The organism is Algoriphagus jejuensis (genome assembly GCF_039523455.1).
Classification (GTDB): Bacteria; Bacteroidota; Bacteroidia; order Cytophagales; family Cyclobacteriaceae; genus Algoriphagus; species Algoriphagus jejuensis.
This window is the reverse complement of record NZ_BAAAFI010000045.1, coordinates 44331-68444: the sequence shown is the minus strand read 5'-3', so window position 1 is coordinate 68444 and position 24114 is coordinate 44331. Positions and strand designations below refer to the sequence as shown.

At 46.2% G+C, this 24114-nt stretch carries 25 protein-coding genes and 1 tRNA gene; 21 read left to right on the top strand and 5 right to left on the bottom strand.

What is annotated here, in order from left to right:
* The first annotated feature begins 500 nt into the window (after positions 1-500).
* From ABD031_RS18155 to ABD031_RS18120, 8 genes are all read left to right on the top strand, one after another.
* Positions 501-1670, top strand: a complete 1170-nt coding sequence (locus tag ABD031_RS18155; RefSeq protein ID WP_343854016.1) for an HlyD family secretion protein — start codon at positions 501-503, stop codon at positions 1668-1670.
* A 16-nt stretch (positions 1671-1686) separates the two neighbouring features.
* Positions 1687-3840, top strand: a complete 2154-nt coding sequence (locus tag ABD031_RS18150) for a peptidase domain-containing ABC transporter (protein WP_343854015.1) — start codon at positions 1687-1689, stop codon at positions 3838-3840.
* Positions 3841-3856: 16 nt separating this feature from the next.
* Positions 3857-4192, top strand: a complete 336-nt coding sequence (locus ABD031_RS18145; RefSeq protein WP_343854014.1) for an HTH domain-containing protein — start codon at positions 3857-3859, stop codon at positions 4190-4192.
* A gap of 103 nt (positions 4193-4295) precedes the next feature.
* Positions 4296-4469, top strand: coding sequence for a hypothetical protein (locus ABD031_RS18140; RefSeq protein ID WP_343854012.1), 174 nt, complete (start codon positions 4296-4298; stop codon positions 4467-4469).
* A gap of 2 nt (positions 4470-4471) precedes the next feature.
* The gene (locus ABD031_RS18135) at positions 4472-4615 is read left to right on the top strand and encodes a hypothetical protein (protein ID WP_343854011.1); all 144 of its coding nucleotides are present in this window, start codon (positions 4472-4474) and stop codon (positions 4613-4615) included.
* 518 nt (positions 4616-5133) lie between these two features.
* On the top strand, positions 5134-5475 hold the full coding sequence (locus tag ABD031_RS18130; protein ID WP_343854010.1) for a hypothetical protein: 342 nt from the start codon (positions 5134-5136) through the stop codon (positions 5473-5475).
* Positions 5373-6344: an ISL3 family transposase gene (locus ABD031_RS18125; RefSeq protein ID WP_343854111.1), complete on the top strand. Its 972-nt coding sequence runs from the start codon at positions 5373-5375 to the stop codon at positions 6342-6344. The genes ABD031_RS18130 and ABD031_RS18125 overlap by 103 nt, the downstream gene beginning before the upstream one ends.
* 469 nt (positions 6345-6813) lie before the next feature.
* Positions 6814-7272, top strand: a complete 459-nt coding sequence (locus ABD031_RS18120; RefSeq protein WP_343854009.1) for a hypothetical protein — start codon at positions 6814-6816, stop codon at positions 7270-7272.
* Positions 7273-7375: 103 nt separating this feature from the next.
* On the opposite strand, the gene ABD031_RS18115 is transcribed toward ABD031_RS18120, so the two are convergent.
* From ABD031_RS18115 to ABD031_RS18105, 3 genes are all read right to left on the bottom strand, one after another.
* Positions 7376-7460, bottom strand: a tRNA-Leu gene (locus ABD031_RS18115).
* Between the two features lie 88 nt (positions 7461-7548).
* Positions 7549-7848: a putative quinol monooxygenase gene (locus ABD031_RS18110; protein ID WP_343854007.1), complete on the bottom strand. Its 300-nt coding sequence runs from the start codon at positions 7846-7848 to the stop codon at positions 7549-7551.
* The gene (locus ABD031_RS18105; protein WP_343854006.1) at positions 7848-8618 is read right to left on the bottom strand and encodes an SAM hydrolase/SAM-dependent halogenase family protein; all 771 of its coding nucleotides are present in this window, start codon (positions 8616-8618) and stop codon (positions 7848-7850) included. The genes ABD031_RS18110 and ABD031_RS18105 overlap by 1 nt, the downstream gene beginning before the upstream one ends.
* Before the next feature lie 105 nt (positions 8619-8723).
* On the opposite strand from ABD031_RS18105, the gene ABD031_RS18100 reads away from it, so the two are divergent.
* The 12 genes from ABD031_RS18100 (at position 8724) to ABD031_RS18045 (ending at position 20296) form a co-directional block, all read left to right on the top strand.
* Positions 8724-9713, top strand: coding sequence for a PhoH family protein (locus ABD031_RS18100; RefSeq protein ID WP_343854005.1), 990 nt, complete (start codon positions 8724-8726; stop codon positions 9711-9713).
* Positions 9682-10116 (top strand): GNAT family N-acetyltransferase, encoded by a 435-nt coding sequence (locus ABD031_RS18095; RefSeq protein WP_343854003.1) that lies wholly within the window; start codon positions 9682-9684, stop codon positions 10114-10116. Before ABD031_RS18100 ends, ABD031_RS18095 begins: the two co-directional genes overlap by 32 nt.
* Before the next feature lie 36 nt (positions 10117-10152).
* Positions 10153-10725 (top strand): DUF3575 domain-containing protein, encoded by a 573-nt coding sequence (locus ABD031_RS18090; protein ID WP_343854002.1) that lies wholly within the window; start codon positions 10153-10155, stop codon positions 10723-10725.
* Between the two features lie 84 nt (positions 10726-10809).
* The gene (locus tag ABD031_RS18085; RefSeq protein WP_343854001.1) at positions 10810-12747 is read left to right on the top strand and encodes a ComEC/Rec2 family competence protein; all 1938 of its coding nucleotides are present in this window, start codon (positions 10810-10812) and stop codon (positions 12745-12747) included.
* A 61-nt stretch (positions 12748-12808) separates the two neighbouring features.
* Positions 12809-13585, top strand: coding sequence for an enoyl-CoA hydratase/isomerase family protein (locus ABD031_RS18080; protein WP_343854000.1), 777 nt, complete (start codon positions 12809-12811; stop codon positions 13583-13585).
* Complete coding sequence (locus ABD031_RS18075; protein WP_343853998.1) at positions 13586-15508, top strand: RecQ family ATP-dependent DNA helicase; 1923 nt, start codon at positions 13586-13588, stop codon at positions 15506-15508.
* Positions 15501-16091 carry a hypothetical protein gene (locus ABD031_RS18070; RefSeq protein WP_343853996.1) on the top strand — a complete coding sequence of 197 codons (591 nt, stop codon included), beginning with the start codon at positions 15501-15503 and terminating at the stop codon, positions 16089-16091. Before ABD031_RS18075 ends, ABD031_RS18070 begins: the two co-directional genes overlap by 8 nt.
* A gap of 4 nt (positions 16092-16095) precedes the next feature.
* Positions 16096-16647, top strand: coding sequence for an NUDIX hydrolase (locus tag ABD031_RS18065; protein WP_343853995.1), 552 nt, complete (start codon positions 16096-16098; stop codon positions 16645-16647).
* Positions 16644-17081, top strand: a complete 438-nt coding sequence (locus tag ABD031_RS18060; protein ID WP_343853993.1) for an acyl-CoA thioesterase — start codon at positions 16644-16646, stop codon at positions 17079-17081. The genes ABD031_RS18065 and ABD031_RS18060 overlap by 4 nt, the downstream gene beginning before the upstream one ends.
* 43 nt (positions 17082-17124) lie before the next feature.
* The gene (locus ABD031_RS18055; RefSeq protein ID WP_343853992.1) at positions 17125-17835 is read left to right on the top strand and encodes a tetratricopeptide repeat protein; all 711 of its coding nucleotides are present in this window, start codon (positions 17125-17127) and stop codon (positions 17833-17835) included.
* Position 17836: 1 nt separating this feature from the next.
* Positions 17837-18799: an L-threonylcarbamoyladenylate synthase gene (locus ABD031_RS18050; RefSeq protein WP_343853991.1), complete on the top strand. Its 963-nt coding sequence runs from the start codon at positions 17837-17839 to the stop codon at positions 18797-18799.
* Positions 18800-19096: 297 nt separating this feature from the next.
* A complete protein-coding gene (locus tag ABD031_RS18045; protein ID WP_343853989.1) occupies positions 19097-20296 on the top strand; it encodes a phosphoglycerate kinase in 1200 nt (399 codons plus the stop codon).
* A gap of 189 nt (positions 20297-20485) precedes the next feature.
* Here the strand turns inward: ABD031_RS18045 and ABD031_RS18040 are convergent, their stop codons facing one another.
* Positions 20486-21334, bottom strand: a complete 849-nt coding sequence (locus ABD031_RS18040) for an endonuclease/exonuclease/phosphatase family protein (protein ID WP_343853988.1) — start codon at positions 21332-21334, stop codon at positions 20486-20488.
* A gap of 61 nt (positions 21335-21395) precedes the next feature.
* On the opposite strand from ABD031_RS18040, the gene ABD031_RS18035 reads away from it, so the two are divergent.
* Positions 21396-22289 carry a flavin reductase family protein gene (locus ABD031_RS18035; RefSeq protein WP_343853986.1) on the top strand — a complete coding sequence of 298 codons (894 nt, stop codon included), beginning with the start codon at positions 21396-21398 and terminating at the stop codon, positions 22287-22289.
* A 49-nt stretch (positions 22290-22338) separates the two neighbouring features.
* On the opposite strand, the gene sppA is transcribed toward ABD031_RS18035, so the two are convergent.
* Positions 22339-24105 (bottom strand): signal peptide peptidase SppA, encoded by a 1767-nt coding sequence (sppA, locus tag ABD031_RS18030; RefSeq protein ID WP_343853984.1) that lies wholly within the window; start codon positions 24103-24105, stop codon positions 22339-22341.
* Positions 24106-24114: the final 9 nt, after the last annotated feature.

Here is a 24114-nt window from a genome sequence, read left to right as displayed (position 1 = left end):
CTTTACTTGGGCTATTTTTTTTAAAGTTTCAACCATGCTTCTTGGAATAGTTATGCGTTGGACGGCGAGATCTTCGCCCGAGAAAATTCTTATTTTCAGGTTGTGGTACTGAAATTGTTTGAGTAGTGATTGCTTGTTATAGAGTGTTTTATTTTTAAACATCACATAAGAGATATGAAAGTCTCTGTTGTTCAATTTGTTATGATCTGGCATGTTTTGTTTTAAAGTTGATAGCTAAAAAACTTGAAAATTATTTTGCTTTTTGATTTTGTTTTTAGTTAATTCAGATACAATATTTTTAGCGAGTTTTTTCCCAAATTAATTAGATTTCTTCTGGAGATTCCTCTTGTCTTTATTAAGACAGGTAAGTTCCTCATTGACTTAAAGGATTTGAGATTATTTTGAAAAGATAGAATTTATCTTAGAAAGATATATTTTATTAAGTGGGTATTAGGTTGATTTTCAATGTCATAGATTTTTGTTCTTTAATTTTTTTACATATGGAAAACAAAATATTTCCAGCAGCTATCATCTTTAACACGGTAGAGCTTTACGATTCTCGTATCAGCGTGAGATCCCACGCTATTTATATTATTTTACTGGGAGGGCTGTTTGCTTTTTTTGCCGTTCTGCCGCTGATTTATGTTGATGTGGCTGTTCAGACCCGCGGGACTTTTCAGTCAGCATTGCAACGAAACTCCATTATGACTTCGGTAGGCGGGAGGCTCGAAATATGGAATCTTTCTGAAAATCAAAAAGTAGAAAAGGGAGAGGTTCTAGCGATTGTCAGAGGTGAAGAAATTAATCTGGAAATGGGAGGGGTAAAGCAGAGGCTGGCTCTTTTGGGAGATTTTATTAGGGATTTAGATAGACTGCTGAGCCTAGATTTCGAGAACTCAGAAGTAACACGTTCTCCTCTCAGCTCTACTAGTTATCGCTCGTCCTTGCTGGAATTTCAGTCGAGAATCGACAATCAGAAAGCTGCTGTTCAAAAACTCGAAAGGGATTTTCAGAGAGCAGAACTTTTATATGAAAGTAAGTCCATCGCCTTTGCTGACTATGATAACATTGAAGTGCAATACAAGCAGGCCCAGGCGGAGTTGGATTTGATAAGGAGGCAAAAAGTAAATGAATGGGAGCGAGACCTCATCGATCATAGCAATGAAAAGAGGCGACTTCTCAATCAGTTAGAGGTATATTCGGAGCAGTTGGATCAATACAAAATTATTGCCGGGGCTAGTGGTACTCTTATCAATGTAATGAATCTCAACAAAGGAGATTTTGTTTACTCACAGCAAAAGTTGGCGGAAATATCTCCAGATGCTACTTTACTGGCTATCGCATATATTTCACCTGCCGATATAGCCTTTATCACAAAGGATCAAAATGTGACTTTTCAAGTTGATGCCTATAATTATAACCAATGGGGTGTCGCGGAAGGTAAGGTGCTCGAAGTAGCGGATGACCTTACTTTGCTAAATGAAAGAGAGGCGGGCTATTTAGTGACCTCGAAACTCGAACTCCCTTCTTTGCATCTCTCTTCTGGACAGGAAGGGACTATCAAAAAGGGTATGACTTTTACCGCCCGCTTTGTAGTTGCCAGGCGTTCATTATTCCAGCTACTTTATGACAAGGCGGACAACTGGCTAAACCCTTCTGTAAAAGTTTAAAGCTAATTTTTTAAATATGGGTATTAAAGTAAAACAGAGAGACATTACCGATTGCGGTGCAGCTTGCCTCGCTTCAGTGGCTTCACACTACAAGTTGGAAATGCCGGTGGCCAAAATCAGACAGATGGCTTCAACGGATCAAAAGGGTACCAATATATTGGGACTGATTGAGGCTGCCACCAAGATGGGGTTCACTGCAAAAGGGGTAAGAGGTGAATTTGAAACATTGAAGGATGTGCCGCTACCAGTAATCGCCCACGTGCTCGTCAAAAAAGTATTGCACCATTTTGTGGTGCTTTATAAGTTCCGAGGGAAGACAGTGGAATACATGGATCCGGGAGATGGTCTGTTGCATACTGTGAGTGAGGACGACTTCAAAGAGATTTGGACCGGAGTCTTGGTTCTACTAATGCCTAATGAAGAGTTCAAAGCCACCAATCAAAAGGTAGGTACATGGAGTAGGTTTTGGTTTTTGCTCAGGCCGCATCGCTCAGTCATGATTCAATCCCTGGTTGGGGCGGTTATCTATACGCTTCTGGGATTGTCCACTTCCATCTATGTACAAAAAATCATCGATCATGTTTTTATAGCAAGAAATACCAATCTGTTGAATCTGCTTTCTGTTACCATGATCTTTTTGCTGCTGATCCAGATCGCTATTGGTGTTTACAAAACACTTTTCATCATAAAGGTAGGTCAAAGAATCGATGCGAGGCTGATTTTGGGCTATTATAAGCATCTATTGACTTTGCCTCAGCGTTTCTTCGATACCATGCGTGTCGGGGAAATCATCTCCAGGATCGGTGATGCGGTGAAGATCAGGGCTTTTATTAATGATGTTTCGATCGGGTTTTTGGTAAATGTATTTATCGTGATTTTTTCATTTGGCTTGATGTTTACTTTTTACTGGAAGCTTGCGTTGATTATGCTTTTGGTGATTCCTCTCTATTCCATTATCTACGTTGTCACCAATATGCTCAACAAAAAGGCAGAGCGGAAGTTGATGGAGGAATCTGCCGAGTTGGAGTCACATTTAGTGGAGTCAATTACCGCCGCCGGTACGATCAAAAGGTTTGGGGCAGAGGATCACGCCAATATCAAAACAGAAGTCAGGTTTGTGTCTTTGCTTAGGACAGTATACAAGTCCGGGCTCAACAATATTTTTGCGGGAACATCGTCAGAGGCTGTTTCAAGGATTTTCACCATCGTTTTGCTTTGGGTAGGGGCAGGGTTTGTGCTTCAAAATGAAATCACTCCTGGCGAGCTGATGTCTTTTTATGCTTTGATAGGTTATTTGACAGGTCCGGTTTCGAGTTTGATCGGTATGAACAAGACAATCCAAAATGCATTGATTGCTGCAGATCGTCTGTTTGAAATTATGGATCTGGAAGTGGAAAGCGCAACTGATACTTTTCCAATCCAAAAAGAAGAAGTAGGTGATATCATTTTTAAAAATGTCGCCTTTCGATATGGGTCTAGGGCTAATGTTTTTGAGTTGCTTAACCTGACATTTGCCAAAGGCAAAATCTCGGGAGTAGTCGGCGAAAGTGGCTCAGGGAAAAGTACTTTAATTTCACTGTTGCAAAACCTCTATCCTTTGCAATCAGGAAATATCTACTTAGGTAAACATGATATAAAATTCATCAGCAATGTCAGTCTGAGAAGTTTAGTGTCAGTTGTACCACAGCGGATTGATCTTTTTGCAGGAAATGTATTGGAGAATGTGGCCCTCGGAGACTATCAGCCTGATATGCAAAAAGTTGTAAGTATCTGTAACAGGTTAGGAATGATGGACTTCATCGAAAGCTTGCCCAATGGTTTCGGGACCTATTTGGGGGAGAACGGCGCTTCTTTGTCGGGGGGACAAAAACAAAGAGTTGCAATTGCCAGGGCGCTGTATAGGGATCCCGAAATTCTTATTTTGGACGAAGCTACAGCATCTCTTGATCCTGATTCAGAACAGTTTGTTCAGCAGGCTATCAGGATGTTTGCCGCTGAGGGTAAGACCGTCATTTTTATAACTCATCGATTGGCAACAGTGCAGGATTTTGACCGACTATACGTATTGGAAAAAGGCAAACTAATTGAAGAAGGTACCCACCAAGGGTTGTTGGCAGATGAAGGAAAGTACTTTCAAATGATTAGCAAGCAACTTTTGGTTTTAAATTGAAAATGCATTTTTGACTATGGAATTTATCAGGCAGATTGAAAGACTTCAGCTTTTAAATAAGCTGGTAAAGGAGCGTAGAACAGGCAGTCCGGAAGAATTGGCGGAACGTTTGGGGATAGGTAGGAGACAACTCTATGTTTATATTGAGTATCTGAAAGATTTTGGAATGGATATCCAGTTCTCGAGAAAGCTTGACGGCTTCGTTTATGCTGAGCAGCACGAATTGAAGATAGAGGTCAGGTTCGAACTCCTTGATTCGAAAAGCCGGACGGAAATCAATGGTGGAGAAAGTTTAAATTTATATACTCCGTGCTATTTTTATGCACTGACTGAGGATAGCTTAGTAATATGATCAGTCGCTGAAACCAACGCTAACTACAGGTGTAAGGATGTGCTGAGATTGGGAGTTCCAATGCCCGGGAAAGATTGGTCAGGAAAACAAAATTTATTAACTTATGGAAAAGTTGAGAGAAATGAGCTTGGAAGAGTGCCAAGGAGTTGATGGGGGGTTTGCCCATTTAGGGGTGTTAGTTACTTTGGGAGTAACTGCAGGAGCTGCTGGTTATGCAGCAGCTGCTTGGGCGTTTAACAAAGGTGAAGAATTAGGGAGAGCCTTAGCTAAAAATTAATTATGGAAAAGGATAAATTTATTTCGCTTTCGCCGGAAGAGCTTCAAAATACTCAAGGCGGTTGGTTGATATTTGTGGCAGGAGCTTTTGTCGTAGGGACGGTTTATGGGTATGTTAAAGAAAAAGTAAATAGCGGTCAATGGTAAAGAAACAAAACGTATTAATTCAGATGATTATCGTTCTAAGTATTGTTACTAGCTCGATTTTATTTCTTGTTTTTTTTGGGATGGGCGAAAAGCTAGGCAAAATCCTGGCTGGACTATTCTAGTCTATTTGGATGGAAAAATAGGTATTTTACTAAGCGCGCTTTTAAAATTAAATTCCAATATATTTGAGTTTTTATATTTAGGAGGTGATTTCGCAGATTTGGTCGAATGTCTGAGCATGAGTTGAGTTCTGGATTCATTTGAAATAGATTAGATTTTGATTGTTATATCTAATATTAATTTATCATACAGCCTAGAGAATAAATTCTAGGCTGTATTGTGTCTTTGATATTAGTTTTGGTTCTTGGTTGACGAAGGGATTTTTTAGTAAATTTTATTAGTGGGAATTATGGGATGAGAGCATTTTAGTTGGATTTTACTCCTTTAAAATAGTGGTGACTTCAACTCTTTTTGGTTCTACCACGAATTTAATGGAAATGGTATCTTGAGGCAAAAAGATGTTTACAGAGAATTTCTTCACCAAGCTGCTTGATCTGGAAGACGGTTGGATCGTTGAATCGGTAGATTCGAATCTGACAAAAGAGGAGATCTATATTCAGGTTGCTTGTGTATTGGATCAGTTGGAAGATGCTGTAACGGGCGAGCTTTGCAAGATATATGACTATGCTCCAGAGCGTTCCTGGAGGCATTTGGACACGATGCAATATAAGACTTACATCAAAGTCGGTTACCTCGTATCAAGGCGTCAGACGGAAAGGTCAAGACCGTCCAGCCCAATTGGGCTTCTGGCCATGAGCGCCACACGTTCCTGTTTGAGCATGCGGCAATCGATCTGCTGAAGGCGAGTAAAAACCAGACTAAAACCGCATCGCTGCTGCGTTGTGGCTTTAATGTCATCAACCGAATCTTGCACCTGAGCACCGAGCGGGGGATGCAGAGAAGGAATTATTCTCAGCTTACCTTTCAGCACCTGAGTATCGATGAAAAGTCCTTTAGGAAAGGGCATCATTACATCACTGTGCTCAGTCACCCGCAGTCCGGCTGTGTGCTGGATGTGGAAGAAGACCGTACCAAGGAGTCGACTAAAACACTGTTAAACAAATCATTGACTCCTGATCAGCTTGAGAAGGTATCCACCATCAGTATGGACATGTGGAAGCCCTACATCGCCACAGCGCAGGAAACATTACCTAACGCGTCGATCGTGCATGACAGGTTTCATCTGGTCAAGTATCTTAACGAGGCCATCGACCAAGTACGCAGACGAGAAGTGAAGCAACACCAGGACTTGAAACACAGCCGCTATGCATTGCTCAAGAACCCGGAGAATCTTACCGAAAGACAGCGCATCCACTTTGACGCCATCGCCGATGCCAACTATGAGGTAAGCAAAGCCAGGCAGGTGCGGGAAAATTTCAGGGAACTATTCAGTGCCGGAAATCTCTTCGCCAGGCTGTTGTTTAACCGATGGGCCACTGATGCTACTCGAAGAAAAATCAAAGAAATAGACAAGGTCGTGGATATGTTCAACAGGCATGTTTCCGGAGTGGTCAACGCACTGTTGACCAATCTAAACAACGCCATGGCCGAGCGCCTAAACGGTAAAATACAAGAACTCAAAACGGTCGGAAAAGGGTATCGCACATTCGCCAACTTCAGAAGTGCTATTCTATTCTTCCATGGAGGCTTAAACTTATATCCTCACTAACTTAAGGGTAGAACCCCATTTCTATTCGTCTTGAAATATTCAATTAACTGGGTCTGCTTTGAGGTATGATTCAGTGAGATTGATCCGGGATTTTCAAAAATTAAAGGAAGGCGAGTTCAGGGACTTTTGAAGAAGGCTCCAAAAAGATGTACACCATTCCTAAAATACACCAGCCAAAGCCACCTATCGTTCACAGTGTTTGAGATCGCGTTCAATACTGAATATGTGCAACTGTTAGGGGGGTTAAGGCTCCAGATCCTAAAGACTTCTTCAATCTCTCTGAGGCTGTCAACCACCTTTAAAAGTGGGAAAATGCCAAGCCCTTTCCGTTGCGCTTTGCCTAGTGACAATGTTGATTTATTATTTATTGGGGAGGTGGGTGGGGGAGGCTTTCGTTGAAATATATGCTTGATTTTAATTATTTTGAATTGTCCAATCGAATTTTTTCATCCATCAATCCAATCCTACTATGCAAGCTTATGTCAACATCCTGCTAGAAGATATCGCAGCAGGTCATCGTCCCGCGGATTATTATAAAAAATCGCGAAAAAACTCACCAGAGGAAAATTTGGAAGAATCCCTTCAAGAATCAGAGCAATTTGTAAGTCAGGAGGGAAGAGCGGGAGTTGAACGGTATTGCGGTTTGAAGCGGGAGAGTTTTCCTCCCGGAGATCAACTTTCCGAAGGCCAATTGACTCAGATCAACGAGGCATTTGTGACAATGATGAAGTCGTGGAATTTGGAGGTCGCTTTCCCAGATGACCTCCCCCAACCCAGGCGCTATGAGTTATTGATGGATATCTTGGTAAGACCAGTGATGATCTTCAAGCATGGGTTTTACTGCTTTGACTTCTGTACAGGCAGTCCGGAGGGATGTGAGTTGGGAGAATATTGCTCTTGTCTGAAGAGTGAATATTATCATCCTTGAAAATCAAAAAGTGCCAACTTCCATTTTGATGTAACTTTTCCAAAGTTTCGAACTTTGGAAAAGTTTGAGGTAAAAAGAAAAAGCTCGCTTTTCAGCGAGCTTTTGGTACCCAGAGCCGGAGTCGAACCGGCACGCCTTGCGGCATTGGTGTTTGAGACCAACGCGTCTACCGATTCCGCCATCTGGGCATTCGGTAAGTCCGGCCTTACGCCTGACTTGGCTCCATCACTTCCGTAACGGGATGCAAATATGAGGAAAGAATTTTTTTCTGCAAACTCAGGATTCCACTTCCTGCAACTTTTTTGTGCTGAAGGCTTGAGGTTTTTCTGAGAAAAGAGTCTTGGTAAAGCTCCATACGGATTTAAAGAGCTCAGAATCACGGTACATATTCAGCGCTTCCTCACTTTTCCAATGGCTGTATGTCAAGAAAATATTTTTCTCGGAATGATCCTGCCATAGCTCCAAGTGCTGACAGCCGGGGAAATTTCGGATAAAGTCCTTATTCTTTTCGAAGTTTTCCAAAAAAGCCGACACTGCCTCGGGCTTGAAAGTCATGCGTACTATCCGGATCAACATCAGTCTCCAAAATGAACGTACACGACACTGTCCTGCTTCAGTCCCAATAGATTGCCGCTGTGACCATGGTTGATACCGATCTCCAACACATCCAAACTGTTGAAAAAGGCAAATGGGTCGCCCGGCTCTACCTGATCGTATCCGGTCTGGAGTCGATCCACGGCTTCACGACCAAACTGAATCTTAAATTTGCCGGGATTCAGTTTTTCAAAGACCTCCCGGCGGATATTGGTCAGCAGATTGCCGTATCGATCGATACGGATCACATGTCCGATGATATGCTCTCGGGTAGCTTTTGCCTGTCGGGACATCAGCTTGCGGAAATTGGTGAGCGGCCCTCCAAAATCATGAATGGCTGCCCCACTTGCCACTTTCGCAGCGATAGGAGCCAAGATATCCCGGGTGGGAAAAGTGGAGTCTTTCAGATGAATATCAGCAAACTGCACCAAGATCCCCGGATCATGGTCCGCCAAAAGGCTCAGGATCCCGTTATTGGGGCCTATAAAAATATGCTCTTCCAATTTCACTCCGATGTAGCCTTGGGTCATGACTCCTACGGTATTGATTCCCACCAAATGTACCGTCCCTTTGGGAAATTCTCTGAACACGGAGCGCAATACAAAGGCCGCCTGCTCCAGATCCCCGGGCTCAATTGCATGGGATATATCGATGATATTCAGCTGCGGGTTGATCGAGAGCATCCTCGCCTTTACCGCTGGAACGTAGTAGTCTTTATCCCCAAATTCAGAGAGGAATGTCACCAATGCCATACAAGCAAGTCTATTAAAATTGTGTAGTTTTGTTTGAGGGGGAGCGGACAAAAATAGAAATTTTATTCCTTAGCCTTCAAGGTAAACCTTAATCAAAATACAAGTTTGGTCGAAAAAGTCATCACCTTAGAGAACGTGCCCTTGGCGGAATTTTTGGGTACAGCCAATGAAAACATCCGGCAAATCGCTCAGGCATTTCCCCAGAGTAAGATCGTGTCTCGCGGCAACGAAATCCGCATTCAGGGCGGCGCACCTGAGATTTTGCGCATCAATGACCTGATCAATTTGTTGTTGGAGCACTTCGACCGCTTTGGTCACCTCACCCCCGAAAACGTCAAAGACTACCTCGATGTCGAGGGGATTCCTTTTGAGGAAGCCAATCGCGATCAGGTGATTGTCTTCGGGAATAAGGGATTGGTCATTAAACCGAAATCAGCCAACCAACGCAAACTGGTAGAGGCGGCGATGACCAATGATTTGGTTTTTGCTCTCGGCCCTGCCGGTACCGGAAAGACTTACATCGCGGTAGCCTTGGCTGTACGTGCGTTGAAAAACCGCGAAGTAAAACGGATCATCATTACCCGTCCGGCGGTGGAGGCGGGAGAGAATCTGGGCTTTCTTCCGGGAGATCTTCAGGAAAAACTCGACCCCTACCTGAGACCAATCTACGATGCGCTCCAGGATATGGTGCCACCGGAAAAACTCAAGTATTATCAAGAGACCCGGGTGATCGAAATCGCGCCGCTGGCATACATGCGGGGGCGGACGCTGCACGATGCGTTTGTCCTGCTGGACGAAGCACAAAACACCACCAGCGAGCAGATCAAGATGTTCCTTACGAGAATGGGTCCCAACTCCAAAGTGATTATCACTGGGGATCAAACTCAAGTGGATTTGCCAGTCCGACAAAAGTCAGGATTGGCCGAAGCGCTTAAAATCCTAAAGGATGTCAAAGGGATCGGAGTGGTCAGTCTAAGCGGCAAAGACGTGATCCGACACAAGCTTGTCAAAGCGATTATCGAAGCTTACGAAAAAGACCAAGAAGATAGAGATCAAGAACGCTATGAAGCCAACAGTAGAAAAAGTAACGGATAAGCTAGCCCTTGAGCAGGTTTTCAAGATAAGAGAACTCGTTTTCGTTATAGAGCAGCAGGTTGACCCAGCCGAGGAATACGATGAGTTTGAGAATAGCTCTACCCATTTTTTGGCCAGCATAGACGGTATTCCTGTGGGTACAGCGCGCTGGAGATTTACCAAAAACGGGGTGAAGTTGGAGCGATTTGCCGTGCTCGAAGAAGCGCGGGGAAATGGCGTGGGACAGGCGCTGGTGTCCGCGGTTTTGACGGACGTGGAGGCAACCCCTGAAGCCAAGGGGAAAACCAAGTACCTACATGCCCAGCTCACAGCGGTGCCACTTTATTCCAAATTCGGCTTCCAGAAAGTCGGCGAAATGTTTGAGGAGTGCAATATCCAGCACTATAAAATGGAATTGGCGTAATCCTTGCCATTAGCTCAGAAGTCTAATTCCCGACACATGAAAAAACTTATCCTGTCTGCCTTCGTCGCTGCGGCGTTTACCATTTCTGCATTTTCCCAGCAGGTCATTTCGTCTTCTTCTACCTCCAATCCAAATCTTGGAAACTTCGAAAATGAAATAAAGCTCAATTTTCTCAACATGTTTTTGTTGGGTTCTTTCGAACTCGGCTATGAAAGATTTCTCAGCGAAAGTCATTCCTTGGATATCCAGTTGCATATCAATGACCGCTTTGGGTATCAATCCGACGGCGATGGGGAAACTTTCAAAACCAACTCCATCCAGTCCGCGATGAATTTCTATTTCGGCAATGGCCGGAGCGGGAGATTTCACGTCTTTCCCTTCCTAAAATTCAGATTTGGAGACTATGAGGAGTCTGTAGCTGGTGGAGTGGCCACCACTGATATGACCGCATTTATCTTGGGTGCAGGTATCGGTTACAAATGGGAGGTTTCCGAGCATTTTGCTTTTGGGCCCTATGTGAGCGTTGCCCGCAATTTTAGCGAAGCAGTTTCGGATAAGTTTTCCGCAGTAGAACCCAACGGGGGCTTTAGTCTCGGGTATAGATTTTAGAATCTGAAAAAAAATCAATGGAGCCTTTCGGGGCTCTTTTTTTTGCCCTGATTTTTCTAACTTAAGGTTTTAATTTTTTGAGCAATGAGATTCGCTGATTTTCCATTTTTGAGGTATTTGCCTTTTTTGCTCTTGGGAGTGCTGCTGTCGCAAAATGGATTGCAGATTCCAGTTCTTGCGCTGGCCGTTTTGACCGGACTAAGCTGGATTTCGTACGTCTCTTTTATTTATTGGAAAAAGGATGTCAGCCAGCTAATACCGGTCACTTTGGCGTATGCGATGTTGTTTCTTTTGGGAATTTTGCTTTCTGAAATTCAAAAAAACCGTGACTCAGATGCTGTAGATCCCAACTTGGAGTTTTGTGATTCCTATCTGGCGCGAGTCCAGAAGTTCGATGTCGCAAAGCCAAATTCTCAGGAGAATCTCTTAGAAGTCATCCAAATAAAAGACAGCCTGGGTTGGCACCCATCCAAGGGAAACATCCTGATCTATCACAAAAGTACAGCGCCACTCTTTCCCGGTCAGGTGATTTTGGTGGAAAAATCGCCCGAACCCATATCGCCGCCCACCTTTCTGGACGAGTTTGACTACCGCAGATTTCTGGCTAGAAAGGACATTTACTTCCGTCAGTTTATGGGAGAAAAGTTTGCGTTGATTGATTCTTCCGATGTCAACGCTCCCAGGTTTTGGCTTCTTAATTTCAGGAAAAAGTTGGCTGCGATCATCGACGAAAAGGTGCCAAATCCCGAATCCAGACAGATCGCGGCAGCTTTGCTTTTAGGGCAAAAAGAAAATCTGGATCGTGAAATTCGAAATGCCTACGCGGAGACGGGAACCATGCATATCTTGGCTGTATCGGGATTACATGTGGGAATCATCTACGCTATTTTGCTTTTCCCCTTGAAAGGAATTCGCTTGAATACCAAGCATAGTAAAATTTATCTTTTTCTCGTCATTCTGCTCATCTGGATTTATGCGATTCTGACGGGATTTTCCCCCTCTGTTGTCCGAGCGGCAACGATGTTTTCCCTGTTTACCGCGGGACAGATGCGGGATCGAAAACCGAGCTCTTGGAACATTCTGGCATTTTCCGCTTTGGTCATCGTATGCATAGATCCCGCGGTGATCTATGAAGTCGGGTTTCAGTTGTCTTACCTTGCGGTTGGTGGGATTTTGCTCCTGCAGCCAATGATCGTGCGGTGGTGGCTGCCACCCAACAGGGTCTTGGAATACTTTTGGCAAATCACAGCCGTGAGCTTGGCGGCACAGTTGGCGACTTTTCCGCTGTCGATGCTATATTTCCATATCTTTCCCAGCTATTTTCTGATCGCCAATCTCGTGATTATCCCCCTTTCATTTATCGTGATGAACACCGGGGTTTTGCTTCTCGCGCTGAGTTGGGTGCCCTGGGTCGGAGAGGCATTGGGCTGGTTGGTCAGTGGTTTGATCTGGTGCCAAAACTGGGTCACGCGCACGATTCAGCTATTTCCAGGAGGAAATTTTGAGCGGCTGACGATCACCTTTTCGGCGATGCTTGTGGTCTGGGGGCTACTGATCGTCTGGGCAAACTGGGAATGGGGTAACCGGAAAAAGTTGGTCTATCTTTCAGTTTTGTTGATTTCATTTTGGTTTTTGGATCGACTGGTTCATGAGATCCGTGATCCTGCATCCGAGATTTTGATTTTTTCTGGGGAAAAGGGGACACTGATCGACTTTAAGGTTGGAACAGAATATTCGACTTGGAATGAGAGCCTTCCTCCGGACCAAATCTCTTTTTCTATCGATCCAAACCGAATTGCAGCACGCCGACCTCGCATCCCCGAGTCGGCTTTGGCGTTGACCGACGGCAGCTTGCGATGGTTTCCTGTTTTGGATTTTGAGTTTGATTCCGACTCCAAGAGAGTTTATTGGGGCGAAGGCAAGCCCATCTTGGTCGAGCGATTTACATCCCCAAATTCATGGCAAGCGATCTCTGCGGATTCTTTGATTGCAAAATCCGGTGCTTTTCGGATAGTTTTCTGATCGGTCACTTGGCAGTAGGCTTTTCTCCCTGTAATTTATCCCTTCATAGCCCAAACCCATTATGGAGACTTCTGTTCTCACCCACATCGACAGCCGAGTTGGATTTATCTCGCTCAATCGACCTGAGAAGCGCAACGCGATCAGTCCAGCCATGGTGGAAGAGTTGGGTGAGGCATTTGCCGAGTTTGAGCAGAATCCGGACGTGAAGGTTGTTATCCTCAGAGCCGAGGGTAGGGCTTTTTGCGCGGGAGCCGATCTCGCCTATTTACAGGAAATGCAAAATTATTCTTTCGAAGAAAACCTGGCCGACAGCCACCGCCTCAAAACGCTATTTTCCAAGATCTACGAGTTTCCGAAAGTGGTCATTGCCCAAGTTCAGGGGCATGCCCTCGCCGGAGGTTGTGGACTGGTGACGGTCTGTGATTTTGCCTTTGCAGCCAATGGGGCCAAGTTTGGTTACACCGAGGTGAAGATTGGTTTTGTGCCAGCCTTGGTTTCGGTATTCCTCTCAGAGCAGATTGGCCAGGCGCTGACGGCGGAATTGCTGCTGTCCGGAGAGTTGATCACCGCGGTGAAGGCCGCCGAGCTGGGAATCATCACGGCGGAAGTAGCGACTGAGGATCTGGAGAAAAAGACATTTGAATTTGCGCAAAACCTGGTGTTGGGTAATTCTACTTTTGCAATGCAGGAGACGAAGCGGCTGCTGAGAAGCCTGGGAGACAAAGCCCGTCACGAGGCTTTGGATCGGGCTGCCGAAGCCAACGCAAAAGCCCGAAGTCAGGCCGATTGTGTCAAAGGCATCGCCGCATTTTTGTCCAGGACCAAGCCTGACTGGTAATTGGAAACTCAGCTACTTCATATTCTCCGACAGGTTTTTGGGCTGGAGGACTTTCGTCCGGTGCAGAAGCAGGTCATCGATGCGGTGATGGAGGGACGGGACACGCTTGCGCTTTTGCCGACAGGCGGAGGAAAAAGTCTCTGCTACCAAATCCCGGCGCTGGCCAAGGATGGGATTTGCCTCGTGGTTTCTCCGCTGATCGCACTGATGAAAGATCAGGTGGACAACCTCAAAGCCAAAGGAATCAAGGCCGCTGCGATTTACTCTGGGATGAGCTATCGCGAAATCGACACCACGCTGGACAATTGCATCTACGGAGATTTTAAGTTTCTCTACGTGTCGCCTGAGCGGCTGAAGCAGGAACTTTTTATCGAGCGTTTTCGCCAGATGAAAATCAATCTGATCGCCGTGGATGAAGCTCACTGTATCTCTCAGTGGGGCTACGATTTTCGCCCGCCTTATCTCGAGATCGCCGCCATCCGGGCTTTTCATCCCAAAGTAAACGTGCTCGCACTGACGGCCTCGGCGACTTCGCAGGTTTGCGCCGATATCGTCGAAAAGCTAGAAATGAAGTCCCATCTGGAATTTCACCAGAGTTTTGCCCGAAAGAATCTCAGCTATAGTGTACGCCTGGTCGAAAATAAACTCGAAAAGGGGATCGAAATCCTGAGCAGAATTTCCGGCACTGGGATCTGGTATGTGAGAAATCGGCAGGGGACACAGCAGATTGCCAAGGCACTTTCGCAGCTCGGGATCTCCGCAGCGGCCTATCATGCCGGGCTTTCCAATTCGGATCGGGCCGACCGACAGGAAGCCTGGAAAGCTGACAGAATCCGGGTGATGGTCAGCACCAATGCCTTTGGGATGGGGATCGACAAGCCCGACGTACGGGTAGTGATTCATTCGGATCTACCCGAAAACATCGAGAACTACTATCAGGAAGCGGGTAGGGCAGGGAGAGACGGCCGAAAGGCTTTTGCCGTTCTATTGGCCAATGCACAGGATTTTGAGCAGCTGACCAGTCGATCGGAGCTGGTGTATCCGCCGATTGATTTCCTGAAGCGCGTCTACCAGTGTCTCGCCAATTATTACCAACTCGCGGTTGGCAGCAATATGCTCAGCAGTTTTGACTTTGACCTGTCGGTCTTTTGCAATACGTATGAGCTGACGGTTTTGGAGACGTTTTACGCAATCAAAGTGCTGGGTGAGGAGGGATTTGTACAGGTGAACGAAAGCTTTTTTGCGCCTTCCCGCGTTCATTTTCAGGTTGACCCCAGCAGGTTATATGAGGTTCAGATTGCTTACGCAAAGCTCGATCCCGTGGTCAAGATGCTGTTGCGAACCTACGGTGGCAATATTTTCTCAGAGTTCATCAAGATCCAAGAGGGAAAGCTCGCCAAATCGCTTTCGATGAGAGAGCCCGACCTGGTCAAGGCGCTGCTCGATTTGCAAAAGCTCGAGGTGATGGATTACGATCAGCGAAAGGATAAGCCACAACTGACATTCCTCACGCATCGCTACGACGCTGGCAAGCTACCATTTAACCATGCTCGGATTGCAGCCCGTAAGGAGCTCACGGTACAAAATGCCAAAAGTATGGTGGAATATACCACTCAGAGCGCTATTTGCCGCACCCAGTTTATCCAGGAGTATTTCGGAGAAAAAACAGATTCGGAGTGTGGGATCTGTGATGTGTGCATCGAAAAGAAGAAAAATCAAGCTCCTGAAACCCGGGAAGAGCGACTGAAGATGCGGATCATTGAAACTTTAGAGGGATCTGAGGGGTTGACAGAAGAGGACTTATTTTCCAAACTCGGGAAGCCAAGGTCTGATTCCAACCTGCGCCTGCTCCGCCAACTGATCGATCAGGGCCAGGTAAGCAAGTCATTTGATGACACCCTTTTGCTGACAACCCATGAGTAATTTCTTCGACGATCTGTTGAAAAACATCTTCAAACCTGCGGAAAAGGCTCCGATGAAGGTCAGGGAGAATTTTGTGATCCGGGAAAGTGAGCAGTTGGATCTTACGAAATGGATGGATTGTGCTGAGTCGGAAACGCTTTTTGATTTGGTTTATAAAAACTATCATTTCAAGCGAACCGCTATTGATGCGCACCCGCAAGTTCATATATTGGATTCACCTTATGCCAACGGATTTGCGGTGAGCTATGAAGAGCCTTTTGATCTGAAATCATTTTCCCGTCTTTTCTTGGCTTTTAGCCAAAGGATTTTAGCTTTGGGATATGAGCAGGTCAGCTTGGATCGAAAATTCGAAGAAATCGATGATCAAGTGAAGATGACCGAAAAGTTTTATTTCAAGCCTCCGATGCAACTCCCGACGGAAGGAACACTGATTTCTCAGCTTTACGGCAATGTAGCGTTGGAGAAAGTGAGTGTAGACAATAAGCCCAGTTTTATCAAATTGTTGGCGACGGTATATTCCGATCGTCTGTATCAAGAAGCCAAACCATTCGATCAGTTGATGGATGGGATATTTGAAAAATAGTCAAATGGATAGAATTACGCTTAGAAACCAACTCGACATCTACCGCACTCCCTATGAGGAGGAGTCGGCTTTCATCGCTGATTTTGCAGAGCTGACTCACGACTCGCTTGCCTACAAGCGCGAACGAGTGGATGGGCACTACACCGCTTCCGCGTGGGTGGTCAATCAAGCGCGTACGCACACATTGCTCACCCTTCACCGTAAACTCGGGAGATGGCTACAGCTGGGAGGTCACGCAGATGGCAATGAAAATCTGATAGAAGTGGCTCTTCAGGAGGCTCGGGAGGAAAGTGGACTTACCTCACTTCAGCTGGTAGACTCGACGATTTTTGACATTGACAAGCACATCATTCCGGAGCGTCCACATGTTCCCCAGCATTTTCATTTTGATGTCCGGTACTTGCTGGAAGCCGACATCAATGAGCCTTTGCAGATGAGTGACGAGAGCATTTCCCTGGCTTGGATCGCCTTTGATTCTGTGGTGGATATGATCGGTTACAATCCGTCGATTCTCCGAATGCTTGAAAAAACCAGTAAATCAGAAATTCTACTTTGAAAACTGATTTGAACCCCGAAAAATTAAAAAAGTCGTTTCCTTTTTCGACTGCTGTCCAGATCCGCTTTTCGGATATCGATGGCTACTTACATGTTAATAACGGAGTTTACTTCAGCTATTTTGAGCATGCCCGTGCCGTTTTTCTCTATGAAGTCTGCGATTGGAATGTGATGACCATCGGCACAGTCGTCGGTAGAATCGAGATCGACTACATCCGTCCGATTCATCTTCAAGATGAGGTGGAAGCGTTGGTGAAGTGCAGCCGCCTTGGCAATTCTTCTTTTGATCTTGAACAATATTTGATTGGAAAAGACAAGGATGGAGGAGAGCATGTTTTCGCCAAATGCCGCTGTGTGATGGTGGCTGTGGACATGCAGACCATGCGCCCGGTGCCTGTGCCGGAGGAATACAGATTGAAGTTGGCATCGGTCTAAGCTGCAAATTCCCTATCTTTGCCGAAAATTTACCCCAGTCTCCGTGAAGAAATTTTGGATCTTGGGCTTGCTTGCGGCGAGCCTTTTTGCCTGTAAGCCGAATGAAGAAGAACTGCTGAAAGCAGGAATCGAAAAAATGGATGCTCAGGCTTGGCAGGAAGCGGTCGGTTTTTTTGATCAGCTTTTGGCAATAAACCCTCAAAACTCTCAGGCGCTGAATGCCAAAGGGGTTGCGCTTTTTCAGCAGGGGAAAATCAAAGAATCTATTCCGGTGTTTGATGCTGCGATCACTGCTGACTCGGCGAGCTACAAGCCTTGGTTCAATCGCGGCAATGCCAAGATGGAATTGGAAAATTACAAGCAAGCACTCGCAGACTTCAACATGGCCAGCGCTTTGGATCCGGCACAGTCCGATATCTTTTTCAACAGAGGTACGGCGCTTTTGAATATGGAAGAATATGAAGATGCGCTGTTGGATTTTCAGGCGGTATTGCAAGTGACACCCGATCAGGCTGAAGCACACTTTCGCAAAGCGAAAGCAGAATTGGGCATGAACGACCCGATCCACGGCATGGAGTCCCTGACCAATACGGTGAATCTGGACCCAAAAAATGCCGAGGCCTATTACCTGCTTGGCGTGACTCGCATGAGCGCTTTGGGGCAGAAAAGCGAAGGTTGTGCGGATCTGAAGATGGCGCTTTCCTTGGGCTATGCCGATGCCGAAACCTGGATCAACGATTTCTGCGAAGAATAACATGGCGCAGATCGGCATCGATATCGACTTGGCAAAATCCATATTGGAAGAAGGCCGGCTCGTGGGGATTCCCACCGAGACGGTCTATGGCCTTGCCGGGAATGCCTTGGATGCCGAAGCGGTTGCGCTGATTTTTGAGACGAAAAACCGTCCCAGTTTTGATCCCTTGATCCTGCACACGTCGTCGCTGGAACGTGTTGGGGATTTTGTCAGGGATTTTCCGCAAGAGTTGAAACTTCTAGCGGAAACCTTTTGGCCAGGTCCATTGACCTTGCTTTTGCCTAGAAAATCCATCGTACCAGACTTGGTGACCTCTGGATTGGATCGGGTGGCGGTGCGAGTGCCTAAACATGACTTGACCTTGGCTTTGCTGGAGAGTTTGGAGTTTCCACTCGCCGCACCGAGTGCCAACCCATTTGGATACATTAGCCCGACCCAGCCATCACATGTGGAGGCTCAGTTGGGAGGAAAGATTCCCTACATTCTCGACGGCGGAGCTTGCGCAGTGGGCTTAGAGAGTACGATCGTCGGAATGGAGGAGGAGGAAGTCGTAATCTATCGCTTGGGTGGGTTAGAGATAGCCGAGATCGAAAAGATCATTGGGGTCGTCAAAATCAAAGACCACAGCTCCAGTAATCCTAGCGCTCCTGGGCAATTGGACAGTCACTATGCACCAAAAAAACCCTTTATTTTGGGTAATCTAAAAGAGATGATCTCCGAGAATTTGGAGAAAAAGACGGCGTTTTCCGTCTTGAGCTTTTCTGATTTTTTTCTGGAAGTCAAACCGAAAAATCAACTTGCACTTAGCCCTGGTGGAAACCTTCATGAGGCTGCCAAGAATCTTTTTGCGGCGATGCGGCAGCTGGATGAAAGTTCTGCTGATGTGATTTTGGCAGAGTTGATGCCTGAATCTGGACTCGGTCGGGCGATTAACGATCGGCTGAGAAGAGCAGCGGCGAAGTAGTAGCTAAACCTTTGAGGTTTTTAAAAACCTCGAAGGTTTGTGGTTTCAGCCCTTGTTCAAAGTCGAGACATGGCAGTCTTGTCTAAAGAGTCAATTTTCTTGTAAAATGCCCCTTACCCCCTTATTCAAAGATTCTTTTTCAGAATGAAGTTTGAAATCCAAGGGGAAGTCACGGCATATCAACTTCTGACCCTTGTCATAATCGAACTTTACAACAGTATGCTTTCCCTTTTGCCCGAATCTTAATTACCTTGAGGCTCTTTTAGAAAGCCATTCAAAATCCATTAAACCAATCCTATGAGTTCCAATGTGAAAAATGTAGATAGTCTAAAGTTCTCAGGCAAGAAAGCCCTAGTGCGAGTTGATTTCAACGTTCCTCTAAATGAGGATTTTTCAGTTTCAGATGACACGCGGATCCAAGCGGCAGTTCCGACCATTAAAAAGATTCTTCAGGACGGAGGAGCGGCCATCTTGATGTCGCATCTAGGTCGTCCAAAAGGTGGTCCTGAGGACAAATATTCTCTTAAACATATTGTGAGCGCTGTCGAAGCGGCCTTGGGAACTCCGGTTCAGTTTGCTTCGGACTGCATCGGAGCAGAAGCAGAAAGCAAAGCTGCGGCCTTGAAGCCGGGTGAAGTTCTTTTGCTGGAAAACCTTCGATTTTACAAAGAGGAAGAAAAAGGAGATAAAGACTTTGCTGAGAAGTTGTCCAAGCTGGGAGATGTCTATGTCAATGATGCTTTCGGTACTGCGCATAGGGCCCATGCTTCCACGGCGGTGATTGCACAGTTTTTTACGGATAAAGTAGCTGGCTACCTGATGGAGTCCGAGTTGACTAATGCTGATAAGGTTTTGGGAAATCCTGAGCGTCCATACACGGCGATCATGGGTGGCGCAAAAATCGCCGACAAGATCTTGATCATCGAGAAGCTACTTGAGAAAGTAGACAATCTGATCATCGGTGGTGGCATGTCCTACACTTTTGCCAAAGCACAGGGCGGATCAATCGGAACCTCCTTGCTAGAAGCCGACAAGATGGATTTCGTGTTGGAGCTGATGGAGAAAGCCAAGGCAAAAGGCGTGAATTTGATCCTTCCCCTGGACACCGTTATTGCGGACGATTTTTCCAATACTGCAAATCAAGGTTTGGCTACCAGCGGTGAGATTCCTGACAACTGGATGGGCTTGGACATTGGGCCAAAAACGCGTGAGCTTTTTGGGAAAGTTATTGCTGAATCTAAGACCATCCTTTGGAATGGCCCGATGGGCGTATTTGAGATGGAGTCCTTTGATAAAGGAACCAAGGCCGTGGCGGAATATGTAGCCGAAGCTACCAAAAATGGTGCTTACTCGCTCATCGGTGGAGGTGACTCTGCCGCTGCTGTCAATAAGTTTGGATACACGGATCAAGTATCCTACGTGTCCACCGGTGGGGGAGCCTTGTTGGAGCACATGGAAGGCAAAGTACTTCCCGGAGTGGCGGCTTTGGCGGAGTAATCTGAACTTGAGAAAACAGAAAAGGCCTGCTGAGAAGCTGGCCTTTTCTGTTTTGCTATTCCGCTATTCAGGATTTGCAATCCTGAATTTTGATAGTCGGATTTGCAATCCGGCTTTGGCCATTAAGACAAAATAATCCAGCATTCGAATGAAGAACACCGAATGCTGAATTTCGAATGTTGAAGTGAGTTAAAACTCCAATTCAACCAACACTGGAAAGTGATCGGACGGATACTTTTTGCCATAGTTATCCGTCAAGATCCCGTGGCGAATCACGTTGATCTTGCCCTGTACAAAGATGTGATCGATGATCCCGTCCGGCATCCTATCCCAGTCGAAAGCCGAAAATGTTCCTTTGGGACCGTAGGCCGGGATTTTTGAAATCAGTCGCGCATCTTTCCAACTAGGATTGGCCGTGATGGTGGTATAGGCCGCATTGTCTGGCTTGACATTGAAGTCTCCCATCAGGATAGCGGGTAGGTTTTGCGTGTTGATTTCTTTGACTTTCTCCATTACAAGTTTGCTGCTTTCCTCTCGGGCCTGCTGTCCGACATGGTCGTAGTGCACATTGAAGACGTAGAATTTTTTGCCTTTTTGATCCTTGAATCTTCCCCAGGTGCAGATCCGATTTAGCGCCGCATCCCATCCTTTGCTCGGGGTCTCGGGAGTCGGAGAAAGCCAAAAGGTGCCGGAATCTTCCAGTTTATAAAGTTTTGGATCGAAAAGAATCGCGGTAAATTCACCTTTTTCGTCTCCGTCATCTCGTCCGACCCCGAGGTATTTATAGCCCAAGCCCTCGCTCATTTGCTTAACTTGATGGCTGAGGCCTTCTTGAGTTCCGAAGAGTCCGATTTGATGAAATTGGATCAGACCGGTGATCCGAGGCAATCGATCTTTCCAAAGGTTGCCTTCATCACCGGGATTATCATAGCGGACGTTGTAGCTGGCGATAAGATGATGTTGCGCGAGCAGATTTTCCGAAAAACAAAAAAAAAGCGCGATTGCTAAAAACAGGGTTGGGAATCTCTTTCGAAACATGGTAGAAATTTTTTCTGGTAAAAATGCTTATGTCCTTAAAATTGCATTCTAATTTGATCAAATGAAAACCTTTTATCCCAAAGACCTGAGTACGGTTGAAGTTCAGAATCTGCTTCAGGGAGCAGTGGCGCCCCGGCCTATTGCGTTTGCCAGTACTGTGGACAAAGCCGGAAATGTCAACCTGAGTCCCTTCAGTTTCTTCAATATGTTCAGTTCCAATCCGCCGATTTTGATTTTTTCTCCCTCCAGAAGAGTTCGGGACAATTCCACCAAACACACCTTGCAAAACGTGTTGGAAGTGCCCGAAGTGGTGATTCATATTGTGGGTTTTGATCGGGTCGAACAGCTATCGCTGGCCAGCACCGAATATCCAAAAGGCGTCAATGAGTTTGAAAAAGCGGGTTTGACTCCAGTCAAGTCAGACTTGGTCACACCTCCTCGGGTGAAGGAAGCGGCAGTGGCACTCGAATGCAAAGTCAATGAAGTGAAAGCCCTTGGGACCGACGGGGGCGCTGGGAATTTGGTGATTTGCGAGGTCGTGACCATGCATATCAGTGAATCGATCCTGGATGAAAATGGAGTCATCGACCCGCATAAACTCAGTCCAGTGGCCCGACTAGGGGGTGCATGGTATGCCAAGATTACCCCGGATTCACTTTTTCAGATTCCAAAACCCCTTGCCAATCTCGGAATCGGAGTGGATCAGATTCCGGATGAAATCCGAAACAGTCCAATATTGACCGGGAATAATCTGGGCAGGCTCGGTAACGTGATGAACTTGCCTTCGGTAGCGGAAGTCGAAGAGCTTTCCCACTCTTCCGAACTTGCCGAAATGCGGCTTCGCTTCAAAAATGACTCGGAATCTTGGCTGGATCACCTGCATCTCAGAGCCAAAGAAGAGCTTGAAAAAGGGAATGTAGTCGAGGCTTGGAAGTATCTTTTACAGAAGCAGTAGAACAACAAACCCTCCAAGAGATTCAAAACTCTTGGAGGGTGCTGTGCTTTTATTTGATCACAATATCCTGCGGCAACCGGACTTGTATGCCGTGATAGTTTTGGAGTTTTTTGATTTTTTCGATCAGGTAAAAATTATCCCCCAACCGGGCCTGAAGGATTCTCAACTGCACCTTGTCTCCAAAACTTCCCATTAGGTTTTCGATCCAGGTTTCCTGCTTTGGATAGTAAATGACCCGATAGTCGTCTCCTGCGTCAATCTTAGCGGCTGCGATGTCGATCGCGGTATTCAAGCCGCCTAGCACATCGACTAGGCCTCTTTCCTTGGCTTGAGTCCCGGTCCAGACCCGGCCTGAAGCCACTTTTTTGACTGAGTCGGGGTGCATACCGCGTCCTTCGGCCACCCGGGAAATAAAGGTTTCGTAGCCTTCTTCAATGCTGGTTTGGATGATGGTTCTTTCGACGTCGGTCAGCGGTCGGGTCGGATTCATAAAGTCAGAAAGTTCTCCGGTCGAGACGCCGTCAGTGGTTATGCCCAGCTTCTCATTGAGCAAGTCCTGAACGTTAAACCACAAGCCGAAAATCCCTATGGAACCTGTGATCGTGTTGGGCTGAGCGACAATAGTGTCGGCTGGCGCTGAGATGTAGTAACCGCCGGATGCCGCCACTTCTCCCATAGAGACGATCAGCGGCTTGGCCTTCTTCGCTTCGGTCATCTCTCTCCAGATCACGTCGGAAGCGACGATAGAGCCTCCCGGGGAATTCACTCTCAGGACGATCGCTTTAATGTTGTCATCTTTCCTTGCCTTGCGAATTTCCTTGGCGAATTTTTCAGAGCTTAAGGCTCCGTCCACGTCGCCACCCACGATCTCTCCTTCAGCGACAATGACCGCAATCCTGTTGCTGGACGTGATATTTTTTGATTTTGCCATAGATCCAAGATCAGTAGCGTTGATGGTGTGGATCTCATCGTCTTCGCCGATTCCCAGCTTTTCGCGAAGCTTGGCGCGGACTTCATCTTCATAAGCCAAGGCAGTGGCAAGTTGGTACGTCACGGCGTCTTTTGCTTTTCTTACGAGCATTTCTGAATTGATTTTCTTCAGGCTATCCAAAGGAATTCCTCGGGATTCGGCAATTTTCGAAACCGCGAGATTGTTGATGTCATTGAGGAAATATTGTGTTTGAAGTCGATTTTCAGGACTCATTTTTTCCAGAATGAAAGGCTCCACCGCGCTTTTGAATTCGCCGACTCGGAATACTTCCGGCTTGATGCCGACTTTTTCGAAGAGTCCCTTAAAGAAAATTCCTTCTGAGGAAAAGCCGTTGAAATCGATGGCTCCCATCGGGTTGAGGTAGATTTCGTCAGCGACAGAAGCGAGAAAATATCCACCTTCGGAATAGGCTTCGTCGTAGGTCAGGATGAATTTTCCGGATTCTTTGAAGTCCACCAATGCCTCTCGAAGCTCCAGCAGATTGGCTTGCCCAGCCATGATCAATCCGGTATTGAGGTAGATGCCTTTGATGTTTTCGTTGGTTTTGGCTTCCAGAATGGCCTTTTTCAAATTAATCAAACCGGCATTCATGTCCGATCCAAAAGGATTGCCAAAAGCTCCCAGATCGAGGTCGTCTTCCGCTGTCCGCTCGACCAATATCCTACCGTTGAGATCGAGGTGAAGGATACTGTTTTCTCTAACTGACACCTCCTTTTCGGAGGATGCAGCGATCATTCCGATGATTCCAAAAAAGAGAAGAGAACTGAGAATCGTAAATATGAACAAGCCAACAATTACGGCCAATACGTTGCCTAAGAATTTCATAAGATTTGG

What these genes read in the sequence shown, in the direction of transcription:
- ABD031_RS18140 (WP_343854012.1), top strand. Translation starts at nt 4,296, where the DNA reads ATGGAAAAGTTGAGAGAAATGAGCTTGGAAGAGTGCCAAGGAGTTGAT.
- ABD031_RS18105 (WP_343854006.1), bottom strand. Translation starts at nt 8,618, where the DNA reads ATGGCATTGGTGACATTCCTCTCTGAATTTGGGGATAAAGACTACTAC.
- ABD031_RS18155 (WP_343854016.1), top strand. Translation starts at nt 501, where the DNA reads ATGGAAAACAAAATATTTCCAGCAGCTATCATCTTTAACACGGTAGAG.
- ABD031_RS18040 (WP_343853988.1), bottom strand. Translation starts at nt 21,334, where the DNA reads ATGTTTCGAAAGAGATTCCCAACCCTGTTTTTAGCAATCGCGCTTTTT.
- ABD031_RS18095 (WP_343854003.1), top strand. Translation starts at nt 9,682, where the DNA reads ATGAAGCCAACAGTAGAAAAAGTAACGGATAAGCTAGCCCTTGAGCAG.
- ABD031_RS18050 (WP_343853991.1), top strand. Translation starts at nt 17,837, where the DNA reads ATGGCGCAGATCGGCATCGATATCGACTTGGCAAAATCCATATTGGAA.
- ABD031_RS18085 (WP_343854001.1), top strand. Translation starts at nt 10,810, where the DNA reads ATGAGATTCGCTGATTTTCCATTTTTGAGGTATTTGCCTTTTTTGCTC.
- ABD031_RS18120 (WP_343854009.1), top strand. Translation starts at nt 6,814, where the DNA reads ATGCAAGCTTATGTCAACATCCTGCTAGAAGATATCGCAGCAGGTCAT.
- ABD031_RS18145 (WP_343854014.1), top strand. Translation starts at nt 3,857, where the DNA reads ATGGAATTTATCAGGCAGATTGAAAGACTTCAGCTTTTAAATAAGCTG.
- ABD031_RS18090 (WP_343854002.1), top strand. Translation starts at nt 10,153, where the DNA reads ATGAAAAAACTTATCCTGTCTGCCTTCGTCGCTGCGGCGTTTACCATT.
- ABD031_RS18130 (WP_343854010.1), top strand. Translation starts at nt 5,134, where the DNA reads ATGTTTACAGAGAATTTCTTCACCAAGCTGCTTGATCTGGAAGACGGT.
- ABD031_RS18110 (WP_343854007.1), bottom strand. Translation starts at nt 7,848, where the DNA reads ATGTTGATCCGGATAGTACGCATGACTTTCAAGCCCGAGGCAGTGTCG.
- ABD031_RS18035 (WP_343853986.1), top strand. Translation starts at nt 21,396, where the DNA reads ATGAAAACCTTTTATCCCAAAGACCTGAGTACGGTTGAAGTTCAGAAT.
- ABD031_RS18070 (WP_343853996.1), top strand. Translation starts at nt 15,501, where the DNA reads ATGAGTAATTTCTTCGACGATCTGTTGAAAAACATCTTCAAACCTGCG.
- ABD031_RS18080 (WP_343854000.1), top strand. Translation starts at nt 12,809, where the DNA reads ATGGAGACTTCTGTTCTCACCCACATCGACAGCCGAGTTGGATTTATC.
- ABD031_RS18045 (WP_343853989.1), top strand. Translation starts at nt 19,097, where the DNA reads ATGAGTTCCAATGTGAAAAATGTAGATAGTCTAAAGTTCTCAGGCAAG.
- ABD031_RS18065 (WP_343853995.1), top strand. Translation starts at nt 16,096, where the DNA reads ATGGATAGAATTACGCTTAGAAACCAACTCGACATCTACCGCACTCCC.
- ABD031_RS18150 (WP_343854015.1), top strand. Translation starts at nt 1,687, where the DNA reads ATGGGTATTAAAGTAAAACAGAGAGACATTACCGATTGCGGTGCAGCT.
- ABD031_RS18135 (WP_343854011.1), top strand. Translation starts at nt 4,472, where the DNA reads ATGGAAAAGGATAAATTTATTTCGCTTTCGCCGGAAGAGCTTCAAAAT.
- sppA (WP_343853984.1), bottom strand. Translation starts at nt 24,105, where the DNA reads ATGAAATTCTTAGGCAACGTATTGGCCGTAATTGTTGGCTTGTTCATA.